14 protein-coding genes are annotated in these 15,402 nt (G+C 47.6%); 7 read left to right on the plus strand and 7 right to left on the minus strand.

What is annotated here, in order from left to right:
* Positions 1–82: 82 nt before the first annotated feature.
* Both C161_RS01680 and C161_RS01685 read left to right on the plus strand, forming a co-directional pair.
* Positions 83–778 carry a Crp/Fnr family transcriptional regulator gene (locus C161_RS01680; RefSeq protein WP_036667910.1) on the plus strand — a complete coding sequence of 232 codons (696 nt, stop codon included), beginning with the start codon at positions 83–85 and terminating at the stop codon, positions 776–778.
* Positions 779–855: 77 nt separating this feature from the next.
* Entirely contained in the window at positions 856–1,695 is an 840-nt protein-coding gene (locus C161_RS01685; protein ID WP_084649982.1) for a DNA alkylation repair protein, read from the plus strand.
* Positions 1,696–1,819: 124 nt separating this feature from the next.
* On the opposite strand, the gene C161_RS01690 is transcribed toward C161_RS01685, so the two are convergent.
* Entirely contained in the window at positions 1,820–2,200 is a 381-nt protein-coding gene (locus C161_RS01690) for a DoxX family protein (protein ID WP_051447288.1), read from the minus strand.
* A 423-nt stretch (positions 2,201–2,623) separates the two neighbouring features.
* On the opposite strand from C161_RS01690, the gene C161_RS01695 reads away from it, so the two are divergent.
* On the plus strand, positions 2,624–2,923 hold the full coding sequence (locus tag C161_RS01695) for a winged helix-turn-helix transcriptional regulator (protein ID WP_026081419.1): 300 nt from the start codon (positions 2,624–2,626) through the stop codon (positions 2,921–2,923).
* Between the two features lie 104 nt (positions 2,924–3,027).
* On the opposite strand, the gene C161_RS01700 is transcribed toward C161_RS01695, so the two are convergent.
* The 5 genes from C161_RS01700 to C161_RS01720 all read right to left on the minus strand — a co-directional run bounded on the left by C161_RS01700 (position 3,028) and on the right by C161_RS01720 (position 9,206).
* Positions 3,028–4,032, minus strand: coding sequence for a Gfo/Idh/MocA family protein (locus tag C161_RS01700; protein ID WP_036667914.1), 1,005 nt, complete (start codon positions 4,030–4,032; stop codon positions 3,028–3,030).
* Between the two features lie 68 nt (positions 4,033–4,100).
* A complete protein-coding gene (locus C161_RS01705) occupies positions 4,101–5,759 on the minus strand; it encodes a glycerol-3-phosphate dehydrogenase/oxidase (RefSeq protein ID WP_036667916.1) in 1,659 nt (552 codons plus the stop codon).
* Between the two features lie 401 nt (positions 5,760–6,160).
* The gene (glpK, locus tag C161_RS01710) at positions 6,161–7,648 is read right to left on the minus strand and encodes a glycerol kinase GlpK (RefSeq protein WP_036667919.1); all 1,488 of its coding nucleotides are present in this window, start codon (positions 7,646–7,648) and stop codon (positions 6,161–6,163) included.
* A 28-nt stretch (positions 7,649–7,676) separates the two neighbouring features.
* A complete protein-coding gene (locus tag C161_RS01715) occupies positions 7,677–8,246 on the minus strand; it encodes a glycerol-3-phosphate responsive antiterminator (RefSeq protein WP_026081418.1) in 570 nt (189 codons plus the stop codon).
* 192 nt (positions 8,247–8,438) lie between these two features.
* The gene (locus tag C161_RS01720; protein ID WP_036667921.1) at positions 8,439–9,206 is read right to left on the minus strand and encodes a GTP cyclohydrolase II; all 768 of its coding nucleotides are present in this window, start codon (positions 9,204–9,206) and stop codon (positions 8,439–8,441) included.
* Between the two features lie 323 nt (positions 9,207–9,529).
* On the opposite strand from C161_RS01720, the gene C161_RS01725 reads away from it, so the two are divergent.
* From C161_RS01725 to gntK, 4 genes are all read left to right on the plus strand, one after another.
* Positions 9,530–10,804: an ABC transporter substrate-binding protein gene (locus C161_RS01725; protein WP_051449529.1), complete on the plus strand. Its 1,275-nt coding sequence runs from the start codon at positions 9,530–9,532 to the stop codon at positions 10,802–10,804.
* A 128-nt stretch (positions 10,805–10,932) separates the two neighbouring features.
* A complete protein-coding gene (locus tag C161_RS01730; protein WP_036613110.1) occupies positions 10,933–11,799 on the plus strand; it encodes a carbohydrate ABC transporter permease in 867 nt (288 codons plus the stop codon).
* 20 nt (positions 11,800–11,819) lie between these two features.
* Positions 11,820–12,647, plus strand: coding sequence for a carbohydrate ABC transporter permease (locus tag C161_RS01735; protein ID WP_036612996.1), 828 nt, complete (start codon positions 11,820–11,822; stop codon positions 12,645–12,647).
* A 275-nt stretch (positions 12,648–12,922) separates the two neighbouring features.
* Positions 12,923–14,473 carry a gluconokinase gene (gntK, locus tag C161_RS01740; RefSeq protein WP_036667923.1) on the plus strand — a complete coding sequence of 517 codons (1,551 nt, stop codon included), beginning with the start codon at positions 12,923–12,925 and terminating at the stop codon, positions 14,471–14,473.
* Positions 14,474–14,867: 394 nt separating this feature from the next.
* Here the strand turns inward: gntK and C161_RS01745 are convergent, their stop codons facing one another.
* Positions 14,868–15,389 (minus strand): hypothetical protein, encoded by a 522-nt coding sequence (locus C161_RS01745; RefSeq protein WP_051449530.1) that lies wholly within the window; start codon positions 15,387–15,389, stop codon positions 14,868–14,870.
* Positions 15,390–15,402 lie beyond the last annotated feature (13 nt).

A 15,402-nucleotide genomic window follows, 5' to 3' on the forward strand; every position in this document is an offset into this window, starting at 1 on the left:
GGAAGTCCCGCTGCAAGAGAACCCGTTGTTTTTCGTGGGTTCTTCTTTTTTTTATATTCATATTGTAATGGAAAGGAGTTCTATGGATAAAATTCTGTATTTATCACAATTCGACCTCATGTCCTCCTTATCCGAGGCAGACCTGATTGAAATGGATGGGATGACTTCTATTACGACCATACCTAAAAACAGACAGATCCAGACACCCGATACGTTTACAGAAGGTTTCTATTTTGTAAAACGGGGAAAGGTTCGTTTATATACATTAAATCCGGAGGGCAAGCAGTTCACTCTCGATATTTTGACGGAAGGTAACGTGTTTGGAGAAATGAACGGAATCTCACTCGGAACACGCGCCGTTTATATCGAAACGATGGAGGAGTGTGATATTTGCCTGATGAACAAACAACGTTTTGAACAGTTTCTGATTGAACATCCAGAATTTATGATGAGACTGATGAACGTACTAAGCGAGCGGATCAAACGAATGAGCGAGTTGACACAGACGCTTGCACTCGGAAACCTGCATGAAAAGGTGATACATAATCTCTTCCGGCTGGCTGAACAGATGGGATGCATCGAAGAAGATGAGTACTGCCGGATTCAACTCGGGCTTACCCATCAGGAGATTGCCTGGATGGCAGGAGCCACACGGGAATCGGTTACGATTGTCATGCAAGACTTGGCAAAATCTGGCCGTATTCGTACCGGATTCAAATCAGTCTCCCTTCATCGTGACGAAATCGCTAACCTCCGGAAAATCACTGACCACTTGTAAGATGCCTTACATCCCTGTTCTCCAGCAAGTTGTACTGTATAACTCATGATGTTATACAACCAAGGAGGAGTATACCGTTGGATGCTAAACCAGATCTATTTATCCCTGAAGACATTTTTCTTCGCAAAGGTGCCCGTAAAGCAACGGAAATTCCTGAGCATATCCGCAATTGGCTACAAGCAGGACATATCGAATCGGTCAATCTGACCGAATGGCTGGCTGTAGATCATGTTTCTCTTTTTCAGAAGGTTACCCATGAATGGGGAATGGATGCCGAAACCAGAGCAATTACAGAGCAGTTAACACAGATGGATGAGCAGCGGATCATGAAAATCATCCCGGCCATAGCCATGCAATGGCTTGATCTGTTGAAACGTCCATCAGTCAATGAAAAAACGAATCTCTTTTGTTCCATTGCAGAGCATCGTTCAGACAGTGTTCGTTGCTGGGCGGCTTATATCATTGGGCTAGATTCCGGTCTGAACCTGACTGAAAAGTTGGAGCATATTCGGCCCTTTGCAGCAGATCATCACTTTGGTGTAAGAGAAATCGCCTGGATGGCTGTACGGGAGTCCATCTCTGCCGAATTATCCTTAGCCTTGCAGCAGTTAATCCCATGGAGCGTTGACCCTGATCCACTGATCCGTCGATTTGCCATAGAATCAATCAGACCTCGTGGCGTCTGGGCCAAGCATATTCAGGAGTTAAAAGAAAATCCGGCCATGGCCCTTCCCTTGCTTGACGCAGTAAAATCCGATGCCCATAAGTATGTACAGGATTCGGTAAGTAACTGGCTGAACGACGCCAGCAAGACCAATCCAGAGTGGGTGCGGCAGGTCTGTGCCACTTGGACTCAGCAGTCGGATACCAAACATACGCGGCGAATCGTTACACGTGCCACGCGAAGTCTTACATAAAAAAAGATGACCACCGCTCTCTGGCAGTGGTCATCTTCTGTATAGCATCCGCGTTTACATTCCTTGTGACAGGAATACCTTTTCCTCGGTAAATAGCCCAATAACGTTCCCTCTTATCTTTAACTTACGCCTGAATCGCGTCCATCTGGCCTTCTTCTTCCGCTTCCAATCTGCGCATACCCACAACCAGGACAATGATGTTAGCTACCAACAACACAGCCGGGAACGGAACAGCAGCGTATTGTGCATAGATCAGATGACTTCCCACGGCCCCAATCAGAATGAAGGTCAGTATGCCAGAAGCCAGGATGCGAGTCCGTGGAATCAGCAGTCCTACAGCACTAAGCAACTCCGCAGCGCCCAGCAGATACATCGTCCATGTCGGATAAGAGAAACTTTCGAAGGTCTGAATCATCATATCTGCTCCACTAATCTTGTTAAACCCCGTCATGACGAAGACACCTGCTAACACAACCAGAAAAACGTAACCCAAAATCTTGTTCATATGTAGATCCTCCTGTAACAAATTATATGTTCCTACTATGTAATGATTATTTTTGCTGCACATTGTAAAAAAAGAATCTATGTAAAAGTTCCCAAAGGTCACTCTGTTTTCAACCGTTCAGCCCCGTTCAATTTTCAGAATAGTACGCGTTCATATTATACGTATTATTTATCACCAACTTACTTTTGTGAAGTTAGTATATAATAATAATATAATTTCTTCAAGTAATTTTTCACTGTATGATGTATAATACATACAAAAGGTATGTTACAGTATATTTTGTAGTAACCCTCATTTACTTGGATGTCCTATATTCTTAAAGCGGCAGAAATCATGTCCTTTCATATACAACTTTGAAGAAAATCATTATGAATCGAGGTGAACACGTTGAAGCTGAAAAAAGTAAAATCACCAAGTCCCTGTATGATCACTCAAGCCATAGACATCATAGGCAAGAAGTGGGTACTGTTAATCATGTACCAACTGTTGTCCGGACCCAAGCGGTTTACGGAACTTGAAGCAGAGATGGCGATCAGTGGACGACTTTTATCGGAGAGATTGAAGGAAATGGAGACGGAAGGTATCGTAACCCGACACATGTTTCCCGAGATACCTCCCCGTGTAGAGTATGAATTGACACCGAAAGGCAGAGCCATTGAACCTGTCATTGATCAGATCTACAGTTGGTCATCCGACTGGTTGAAACAGCAGAAATCCGAGTAGTTGAATTGCTACTTAATAATCTCTACTCAACACAAATACGCCTGAATCAGGCTGATCTGCGGATCATTCCCTGATTCAGGCGTATTTATATTACCTTCAACCTTTTAATGAGAGAGATGTTTTGAAGGCTGAAGCTGTACCGGCAGACCGGAATCTGCCGATGCCAGCGCCGCCGTCGTAATCTCCTGTGTACGGCAGGCATCCGCATAATCGGACAGAATTCGTGAACGGTCTCCCGTACGCAGAGCGTGAATGAACGCTTCATTCTCACGCTCGTATGGGTTATGTCCTGCCGGAATCTCCAGACCTGCCATCGCATGTTTTGCGGCACTTGGCAGAAGCAAACGTTCTGGCGTCCAATCCCACACACCTGCATCCGTGTAGAACTGGAGTCCTGCGCCGCCCTCTCCGTCTGGCAACAGACATGTATTGGCGATACTGGCAATCGCTCCACTTTCCAGCTTGAGCGTCACATTTGCCACATCGGCTACGGTCACATGCTCATGCTTCTCATGCATGCTTCGCTGAGCTGCTACAGCATATACCTCCGTAACTTCTCCTGCACAATACCGAAGCAAGTCTACAATATGTGTAGTCTGCTCTACGAATTGTCCTCCTGAACCGTCCTGACGCCGCCACCAGGCGACCCCTGGCATTCCGCCCATCCAGCGGCCAAGAGCCATGCCGACCGTCTGATCTTTCATCGCTTGCTGCAGGACCTGCGCAGCCTCCTGATAACGGAAATGGTATCCTACAGAGGTTAACAATCCACTCTTTTGCACCTGATCCAACACCTGACGCGGAACATCCATTCCGGTGCTCAACGGTTTCTCCACCAGGAATGGAATACCGCGGCGGATTAATTCGGATTCAATCGATCCGTGAGACATCGGAGGCACACAGATATACACCGCATCCAGCTTCTCACCATCCAGCATATGTTCAAGTTCCCCGTAACCAACAGCATCATAAACGGAGGCCATAGCCTCTGCCTTTTCGAGCGATGTTCCACAGACACTCGCAACACGAACACCTTCCATCCGTGCGAGAATATCCGCGTGTACCTTACTGAACCAGCCTGTTCCAATGATTCCGATCTGTAATGTCATGGATGTAATCCCCTCTCTATGTTACACGCTTACATGTTCCATTCGACTCTCGATCTTGAAATCCTGCCTTAGATTTTGCCGGATGCTTCCAGCAACAGCTGATCCAGTTCCTGTGTATGTTTAACCACTTCCTCTTCAGACCAGTTCAAACAACCTGCCATATATGAGATAACCGCTGCTTTATAGGAACGAACTTCATCAATACGGAAGAATAAATCACCTGTTCTTCGTACTAAAAAGTCAGACGGGGTTACAGCCATCTCTTCATCAATCGCGTAACGTAGCATAAGCAATAACTCCTGTGGCATGCCATGAAGCTCGGACTTGGTGCGTGGATCGGGCATTCGCTCATACAGTGCCTCCACATTGGAACCATACGTGCGAACCAGCCGCTCCGCAGCAGGTCGAGCAAGTCCTAAGGCAACACCATCCTTGATCTTGCGCTCCGCATACGATACAAATCCAGCCGATCCCCCTACATCACCGCCGGAAATCGGCATCCTCTTCGTTACGCAAGGGCCTATAGAATGTCCACTCTCCTGCTCCATCTGGCGTGCGACCAGATCAACAACCATCTCGGCCATTTTACGGTATCCGGTTAACTTGCCCCCGGCAATCGTAATCAGATTGGATTCGGATACCCAGACTTCATCTTTACGTGAAATTTCGGAAGGATTCTTGCCTTCCTCATGAATTAGTGGACGTACACCCGCCCATCCGGATTCCACGTCCCCGGTACCAATGTGTACATCTGGAAACATGCCATTAACTGCATCAATCACATAATCGCGATCCGCGTCGGAAATTTGCGGGTGTGCAGGATCATCCTGATATACAGTGTCGGTTGTTCCTACATAGGTTTTGCCATCACGTGGGACAGCAAACACCATTCGACCATCTGGTGTATCAAAATAGACAGCCTGTCTTAATGGGAATCGTTCACCATCAAAGACCAAGTGAATGCCTTTGGTCATCTGCAGCGTTTTCCCCTGGCGCGAACCGTCCAATTCCCGCAGACCGTCCACCCATGGACCGGAAGCGTTGATCACCTTGCTTGCTTTTAGCGTATACATCTGCCCATCGATCTGATCCATAGCTTCAATACCTGTAATCTTGCCATTCTCCTTCAGGAAACCTTTCGCCTTAACGTAGTTCACTGCCTTTGCCCCACGTTTGACAGCTTCTTTCATGACTTCTATGGTAAGCCTGGCATCGTCAGTCCGGTACTCCACATAGAGTCCACCACCCAACAACCCCTGTTTGCGTAACAGAGGTTCACTATCTGACACCGCTCCAGCATTCAACATTTGGCGCCGTTCACTGCGCTTCACCCCGGCGAGCCGGTCATACACCATCAGTCCAATGGATGTGCTGAAGCGGCCAAACGTGCCAGCCGTATAGATCGGTAACAACATCGGTTCCGGTGTTGTGACATGTGGCCCATTCTCATAAACTACAGCCCGCTCCCGTCCTACCTCAGCAACCATCTTCACTTCATATTGCTTCAAATAACGTAATCCGCCATGGACAAGTTTGGTCGAACGACTGGATGTACCTGCTGCAAAATCCTGCATTTCTACAAGCGCCGTCTTCAACCCACGCGAAGCCGCATCCAATGCAATCCCTGCGCCTGTAATCCCGCCACCAATAATCAATACGTCAAAATGTGCATTCGCCATATTTTGCAAATATTCGGTCCGTTGTGCTGACGAGAACGTTTCTGTCATTCTTGAACCTCCCATTGATTTCCTTAATATTTCCGTAAAAAAACAAAAAAAGGACCACGTCATTCGCTCAGCAATTGCTGAGCGGCACGTGGTCCCTCCCGATCTCCAGACATCATTTTTTTAACTTGTGCCTTTATCCTATCACAGATTTTTGACGGCGTGAAGTCCTGAAATGACACATTATTCAAAAAAAATTCAAAAAGTTGTTCTGCCAAAGGATGGAATTTCAAATGAATCCACTAACCTTATTTTTTTCCTTATAGTGGGTATATATTTTGCCTCCTCCAGGAAGAATAACCCTGTAAATCATGCATCATTTTCCACCAGTAAATATCATTTATAACATATGTTTAGTTAAAAAGTACAAATACCCACACCAAGAAATATTCATTTCATTTCTTTTATTTAAAAGCCATTGCTGCATTCACTGCACGCTTCCAGCCTGTATACAGTTCTGTTCGTTGTTGCTCAGCCATAACAGGCTGGAAGACACGCTCCGTATTTTCATGATCCGTCAATTCATCCGCACTCGTCCAATATCCTACTGCCAATCCTGCCAGATAAGCCGCACCCAATGCAGTCGTTTCATTCACCGTTGGGCGTTCGACAGGAATGCCCAGAATATCACTCTGGAACTGCATGAGGAAATCATTGGCCGCCGCTCCTCCATCCACACGCAGAGCATGCACGGGAATACCCGAGTCGGATTCCATTGCCTCCAGTACATCTTTGGTCTGATACGCCAACGCCTCAAGCGTAGCACGGATAAAGTGTTCCTTTGTCGTGCCTCGTGTCAGGCCAAACACCGCACCCTTAACCTCACTATCCCAATACGGACTGCCCAGTCCCACAAATGCAGGTACCATATAAACGCCGTCTGTCGAAGGCACACGTGAGGCGTAATCCTCACTATCTTTTGAAGAGCGAAGCATTCTTAATCCATCACGCAGCCACTGAACCGCTGAACCTGCAACAAAAATGCTGCCTTCGAGCGCATATTCAACCTTGCCATTCATCCCCCAGGCAATCGTTGTAATCAGTCCGTGATTGGATTGTACCGGGTTCTCTCCCGTGTTCATAAGCATGAAACAACCGGTACCATATGTATTTTTCATACTACCCTTGGTGTAACAGCCCTGACCAAACATCGCTGCCTGTTGATCTCCTGCCGCTCCCGCAATCGGAATCCGATGACCGAAGAAATGATAGTCTGTTGTGTGTGCATACACCTCGGACGAACCCCGTACCTCTGGCAACATGGCCTTAGGAATGTCGAGGATATCCAACAATTCGTCATCCCATTGCAGATCATAGATGTTATAGATCAGAGTACGTGAGGCATTGGATATATCCGTGACATGTGTACCCCCGCTCAGTTTCCAGATCAGCCAGCTATCAATCGTACCAAACAGCAGTTCACCCTTCTCTGCCCGCTCCCGGGCACCAGGGACATGATCCAGAATCCACTTCACCTTTGTTCCCGAGAAGTAGGGATCGATCAGTAATCCTGTTTTACGGCGGAAAAGGTCCCCGAGACCCTGTGTCTTCAGTTCTTCACAGATATCCGCGGTCTGTCTGGATTGCCATACCACTGCATTATAGATGGGTCTGCCTGTTTCTTTGTCCCATACCACAACGGTCTCACGTTGATTCGTAATTCCAATTCCGGCAATCTGGACAGGCTTAATTCCGCTTTCTGCCAGACATGAAGCCATCACGGCAAGAATGGAACTCCAGATTTCGTTGGCATTCTGCTCTACCCAGCCCGGTTTGGGGAAATATTGAGGGAATTCCTGCTGTGCAATGTGCACAATCTCCCCGCCACGGTTAAATAGAATAGCTCGGGAGCTTGTTGTTCCCTGATCCAGAGCCAATATATATTTTTCCATACAGCCAACCTCCTGTTGTGGGTTCTTTTTAAGGTGTAAGCGATTTCTCGAAGTGTCGGATCAGATCTGCGTTGGATGTGGTCACTGCCGTAGCCCCGACGCCAAGCGCAAGTTCAACCTCTTCCGGTGAACGGATCAATCCCCCTGCAATAATGGGTATCCCTGTACGCACAGATACTTCCGCAATAATATGCGGAATGACGCCAGGTAATACTTCAATATAATCCGGTTGGGTTTTGGCCAGCAGCAGATAACTTTTCTCCAGTGCATGGGTATCGAGCAGAAAAATACGTTGAATCGCTGTAATGCCTTTCTGCTTTGCCTTCTGAATGACACTCGCTCGCGTAGAGATCAGTCCTGCTGGGCGAATGTGCTGACACAGATACTCTGCCGCATACTCATCATTCTTCAATCCTTGGACCAGATCTGCATGCAAAAGTATCTTTTTGTCGTACCGCCGAGCCTCGTCCATTACACTCTGAAGCTGTGCAATATGCGTTTCCAGCATCACCCCATAGGTATAAGGGCCTTCAATCATCGCTTCAAACTGCTTCATGCTCTTTGCAGCCGGCAATATACGTTGTCCCTCAAATGGCACCTTGGTTCCTCCCGCATTCATCAGATGACTATATTGTATAATCCGCACTGCGGGAACGGCAAGCCATTCCGTGAATCAGGAAAACCTGATCGCTACCCTATCATCCATAGTAAAAAGCCGCTGTTGTACTTCTCCATAACAGAGAGTACAACAACGGCTAGCCATCTATTCGTATACGTCTATAAATAATGATTAACCCTGCGCATGCGGAAGTAGCGTCTCTGCCCCAGCCCAACCATCACTTTCTGCCAAATGACCGGAACGGTTCACTTTCGTTTGCAGATATTTCTCGTTGAAAGCAGAGCGATCTCCCCATAGTGGCACACGTCCGCCCACATTTAATCCCGCTTCCTGCAAAGCAGCCAGCTTCCGTGGATTGTTGGTGATCAATGTAACCGGTGCGGAGCGAAGCGCACGCAATACGGCAATCGCATCGTCATAATTGCGGGCATCGTCTGTGAATCCGAGTTGCAAGTTTGCATCTACCGTATCCAGACCTTCTTCTTGCAAAATGTACGCCATCGCTTTGCTGAACAGACCAATGCCACGTCCCTCATGGTTCGCAAGATAGAATAGTGCGCCTGCTCCGTGAGCGGCGATCATTTTCATGGATTGCTCCAATTGGAAGCCGCAATCACAGCGTTTGCTGCCAAAGATGTCGCCTGTATGACAGATACTGTGCATGCGAATGAGCGCATCCTGTGCTTCGGCAAAGTCACCATAGACCAAAACACTGGATTGTTGACGCTCTGCCAGTTCAGCCTCAGCAAGAGATTCGATTAACTCGCCGCTCTCCATCGCTTTGTCTGACTTCATCCAGCTATACCACTGGAATGTCTTGGTCTCCCCATCGAGGTTTACCGGGAGTTTGATTGGCCCCACCAGGTATATGAACTCTTTTCCACTCGGAAAAGTCTGAATTTTGGGGGCAAGCAGTTGAATAATATGTGAATTGATCATTGTCGTTCCTCCTGTTTAGGCCAACTTGTCTGTTGATTGATTCGCATCCAAAGCGAAAATGGATCACTTGGATGTTATATAGTACGTATCTATATTATTCTCATCATCATTAGTTACTTTATGTAAGTTAGTTTAGAATAAAAATTATAATGTGTCAAGTAACTTTTATTTTTAAAGTAACTACCCAATTTATGTTACGTAATCGACACAAATATGTGTTTCATTTTAGGAATATTGGGTATGAGTTTATAAACTGCTCATACACTAATGTTGTAGTCCAAAGCACTTCATGCCTCGAACTTAATGATGAGGGGGTAATACACATGATCCGCCGGAAAAGAACATGCTGGACAGCCATACTGATGGTCTGCGTCCTGCTCATAAGCGGATGCTCCATCTGGCCCGGACAGGACGATTCAGCGAACAACAAAAAGGTAGCGCTTACATTATGGTACTGGAATCGTTCCATCGATGATAAGTTGATTGCCAGGGCTAAGGAAAAGTTCCCCAATATCGAACTGACAGCTCAGAAAATCGGCGGTGATTTCAAAGCAAAACTCAAAACAACACTCGCTGCACGCTCAGGTGAACCAGACATTGTAGCATTGAACGACTGGATCATGGAGCTATTCCCCAGTGAGGACCGTTTCTATAATCTGTATGATCTCGGTGCAGGAGATATTGAAGACCAATATCTGCCGTGGAAATGGAAGCAAGGCGTTACGCCAAGCGGACAGATGATCGGTTTCCCGATGGATACGGGCCCAACAGCCCTCTTCTACCGAGAAGATCTGTTCAAGGAAGCCGGATTGCCATCTGATCCCGAAGACGTTACACGCCAGATCAACAGTTGGGATGCATATGCTGCTGCCGGAGAACAGCTCAAGGAAAAATTCGGAGGCAAGGTTTTTCTAACCGATAATATTGCAACCGTTTACAATCAAGTCATATCGCAGTCTGCGGAGCGTTATTTCCGGCCGGACGGGTCCTTTATCGGCATGGGTTCCCCTATTGTGGGCAAGAGCTGGGATACGGCCGTTGCTTTCAAAGAGAAGGGACTGCTAGCCAATGCAGATGGCTGGACTCCAAGCTGGAACGCCGCGATGAATAATGGCGAAATCGCCTCTTTCGTGGGCGCTGTCTGGATGAAACAAGTTCTTCAGGAAGCCGCTCCGGATACATCCGGGAAGTGGCGGGTCGCTCGGGCACCAGGGGGAGATGGCAACAACGGGGGATCATTCCTGTCCATCCTGAAGTCGAGTGAACATCCTCAGGAAGCCTTTGAACTGGTTCGCTGGCTGCAAAGTCCCGAAAATCAACTGGAGCAATATCAGACACTGAACCTGTTCCCTTCTGCACCAGGTGTGTTTGATGATCCTGCCATGAAAGAAAAAGAACCTTTCTTCGGTGGACAGGCGACAGGGCCTGTATTTGCCGAATCGGCACAGGATGTGCCGGATGCTTTCTTTGGCGAAAGATACCCTTCCGTACACAACATTATCACCCGGCGGCTGAATGATGTCGCGAAGCAAAATGCCGATCCACAGCAGGTCTGGACAGATACAGTACACCGCGTCGAGCGGGAATTGCAGCGTTAACCTGAACAACGTGTGGTTTCGTTATCCGCAAAGGAGGAATTCATATGGCTGTAACTGAACCTCGTCTTACTCCCGATCCCGGACATGAAAGACCTGATCTGGATCGGCAGAAGTCACTATGGGCGAGAATGTGGGAGCATCGTGCACTCTATGTTGCGATATCGCCGTTTTATATTCTGTTTGCGGTATTTGGGCTGTTCCCAATCGGGTTCTCACTCTATCTGGCTTTTCATAAATGGGATGGCATCGGTGTCATGACGTTTAACGGACTCAACAATTTCAAATACATGCTGACCGATGCCGAGTTCTGGCAAGCCGTGGGCAACACGTTCATGATCTGGATCTATTCGACGATTCCGATGCTCTTCTTCGCCCTGATTATTGCCTTTTTGCTACATGCACCATTTGTGAAGTTTCGTACCCTGTTTCGGGTCGGTTATTTTCTGCCAAACGTCACATCCATCGTGGCGGTAGCCATTATCTTCGGTGCTTTATTTGCCAACAATTATGGCTTTCTCAATTATCTGTTGCAGTCGGTCGGACTACCGGTTGTGGAGTGGCTTAATGCACCATGGGGCATTAAAGTCGCAATCTCCTCCATGGTGGTCTGGCGCTGGACCGGATATAACGCCGTCATCTATCTGGCCGGACTTCAGAGTATTCCGCAGACATTATACGAAGCGGCCAAGATTGATGGCGCATCAGCGATACAGTCCTTTTTCCGAATTACAATTCCGATGTTGCGTCCTGTGATCCTGTTTACGGTCATTACATCAACGATTGGCGGTATGCAACTGTTCACCGAGCCACAAGTATTGGTAGGCAATGATGGTGGCGCAGGTGCAGCAGGCATGACGATTGTATTGTACCTCTACCGTGAATCCTTCATTAACAATTACTTCGGATATGGCGCTGCCGTTGGTTGGGGCATGTTCCTCATTATCGCCCTGTTCTCGATTGTGAACTGGAAGCTTGTTCAAGGCAAATCATCCTGATGTGATAAGGGGGAGCGCACATGGCGACCAAACACCTCAAATCGCTGGTGTTGTATACCGGTCTTATCGGGGGCATGCTCATATCCATGTTCCCGTTCTATTGGCTGATTGTAATGTCTACCCGGACAACGTCCGATATCTACAAGTTTCCACCCCAGCTCTGGTTCGGGGGCGAACTGTGGAATAATATCACGCGGGTGTTGCAGCAGATTGATTTCTGGGGCGCCTTTCTGAATACGTTGTTTGTGTCAGGCCTCGTGACCATTCTGGTGCTGTTTTTTGACTCACTGGCGGGGTTTGCGTTTGCGAAGTTTGAATTTCCCGGCAAAAAGTGGCTCTTCATCTTGCTGCTCGCAACCATGATGGTACCTTCCCAGCTGTCGCTGGTGCCTTCCTTCGTACTCATGGCTACGTTCGGTTGGGTCGGTTCCTTCAAAGCTCTCATTATTCCGGGCATGGTGAACGCCTTCGGCATCTTCTGGATTCGCCAGTATGCCACAGAGTCCATTCCCAACGATCTGCTGGATGCGGGCCGCATCGACGGCTGTAATTTCTTCCGACTCTATTGGAACGTGGCGCTGCCAATTCTGCGACCTGCCTTTGCTTTCCTCGGCGCGTTCACCTTTATCGGCGTATGGAATGATTATCTGTGGCCTTTGATCGTCCTGACGGATGAACGCAAGTATACGTTGCAGATTGCGTTGTCTCAATTAAACGGACTGTATAACACAGACTATGCCATGGTTATCGCTGGTACGTTGCTTGCCGTCATTCCGCTCATCGTTATGTTCCTGTTCATCAGCCGCCAGTTTATTTCGGATATTGCCGCAGGAGCAGTGAAGGACTAAGGTTGTGGCATTTTGATCCATCCCTCAAGTCTGATATTCTTATCTATAGTTGAAATAACAGATGCCATATAAGTTGGATGAATAGCACCACGTGCACGAAGGGGACAGAAAGGGCCTGAAGAAATGGAATGTTCGCATTTATAACCAAATTTCTCCCTTTGAAGAGGGAATCGAGAAATTTGGGGATAACGGCGATCGGAAGGCTTTCTGTACCCGAAGTGTTAACGTGTAACAGCATTCATTCACTTATATATTCAAGAAAGAGGGATGACAAAATGGCTTCTTCACCCTATATGATCGGCGTAGATATCGGCACGACCTCCACCAAGGCCGTCTTGTTTGAACAGAACGGAACCATTGTGGCTCAAGGCAGTGCCGATTATCCGCTGCACACCCCCACACCTGCGATTGCGGAGCAGGATGCGGAAGATATTTTCAAAGCAGTCATCGAATCGGTCAAACAGGCCACTTCCAAAGCGGGGGTTAAACCAGAGGACATCCTGTTTGTATCCTTCAGTTCGGCCATGCACAGCATTCTGCCAGTCGATCAACAGGGCACACCGCTGATGCGGGCCATGACTTGGGCAGATAATCGCAGTGCAGAGTGGACGGAAGTACTCAAATCGGAGATGAATGGTCACGAAATCTATCTGAGAACAGGTACGCCGATTCATCCGATGTCCCCTCTCACCAAGATCATGTGGCTCACCCGGGATCAGCCTGAATTGTTCAGACAGACGCACAAATTCATATCCATGAAAGAATATGTTTTCTATAAATTATTTTCTGAATACGTCATTGATCACTCCATGGCCTCCGCAACCGGACTCATGAATCTGGAGAAACTCGACTGGGATGCTGAAGCGTTGCATGTAGCGGGCATTACGCCGGAACACTTGTCCCGATTGGTCCCAACCACACATGTGCTAAAACATGGGTTGCACCCGGAGTATGCCAAGGAGATGGGCATTGCGGTCACCACACCATTTGTCATCGGTGCAAGTGATGGTGTGCTCTCCAATCTGGGCGTGAACGCCATTGATCCGGGCGTCGTGGCCGTGACCATTGGTACCAGTGGAGCGATTCGTACAGTCGTAGATAAACCGGTGACCGATCCCAAAGGACGCTTCTTCTGTTATGCGCTCACGGAGGATGCCTGGGTCATTGGCGGACCGGTGAACAATGGCGGTGTTATTTTCCGCTGGATTCGGGACGAGTTTGCAGCTTCCGAGGTGGAGACTGCGAAACGACTTGGCATCGATCCATATGAAGTGCTTACTCGTGTCGCAGAAAACGTACCTCCGGGTTCGGAAGGTCTCTTGTTCCATCCGTATATGACAGGTGAGCGGGCTCCGCTCTGGAATCCCAATGCACGGGGTTCGTTTTTCGGCCTGACGCTGCATCATAAGAAAGAACATATGATTCGCGCCGCGCTCGAAGGTGTGTTGTTTAACCTGTACACGGTCATGCTGGCGATCGAAGAAAAGATTGGCCGTCCGAAAAAAATTCAGGCGACAGGCGGCTTCGCCCGCTCTGAGTTATGGCGCCAGATGATGGCCGATATTTTCGATCAGGATGTCATCATCCCCGAAAGTATTGAAAGCTCCTGTCTCGGCGCAGCCGTACTGGGCTTGTACGCCCTTGGCCGCATCGATTCCCTGAGTGCCGTCTCCGGCATGATCGGATCAACACATCGGCACCAGCCTAATCCAGAAAGTGTCCGCGTGTACCGGGAGCTGTTGCCGATCTTCATCCGCATCTCCCGCAAATTCGAAGAAGAGTATGCGGATATCGCTGCTTTTCAGAATAAGACGATGCAGGGGTAGGGAAGGCGTGGGATGTTACACGTCGGAGGGTCAAAACGTTGAACATGGAATACGCTAACGAATCGTAGACGTCTTATTTGAAGCTTTTAGCATGTTTTCAAAATCTAACGAACCTGAGCCACCTTATATCGGCTTACATGGGCACAAAACTGCTCTAGAACCTAATATGTAGCCAATTAACTTGTCTGTGGTTCGTTAGAAAATCACTTTTGCCAAATACCCTCCAATAGCATGTGTACAGTTCGTTAGAATTAATACGAGATACCGTAAGTTAAAGAGACCCACCCCGCCATGGTTATGTCCATATGGGAATGGGCTTTTTTTCATGCACAGACTATATAAACTCTATTTAGATTGGATCAAATTTATCTCTCATCATACTTGGAGCTTCCCTTTATGTTCTATTAAAGTATCCAGGGGTCGCCACAGCAACCGTCCTAAAATAGAAAAATCTCTTTTCCAGTTCCTGATTCTCTGGCGTAAACTCGGTCAGAAACTCAACTGAATTCATCATTTCTTCGGTCATCACGCTAGGTCTCCACAAAGCCAATTGGATGTCTTTGAAAATAAAAGAAAATCCCAACTCCGCATCGATGTCTCGAGTATATGGTGTCTTACTATCTATTAGCTTAACGAGATCATCAGCCTTTGTTCGAAAAACATCAATATTATCATATGTAAGGACAACATCAGATTCATCAGGTGGATAATCGTGTGGATTAGTTACTTCAATGAAATAGAGTTTATGTTCCGAATCATACTCCATTTGGTTGTAGAGCTGACTAATCTCCGGGGTGATGCACTCAATGACCCCTTCTACCTCTGGTTTACTCATTCCCAACTTAAATGGTCCAATACCGACCATCGGTATGACCTCTAAAGGTTCCATGACGTTTCGGTTCCCAACTTCGTTCATGTAGTTCACTCCT

Source organism: Paenibacillus sp. FSL R5-192 (genome assembly GCF_000517845.1).
GTDB lineage: Bacteria > Bacillota > Bacilli > Paenibacillales > Paenibacillaceae > Paenibacillus > Paenibacillus amylolyticus.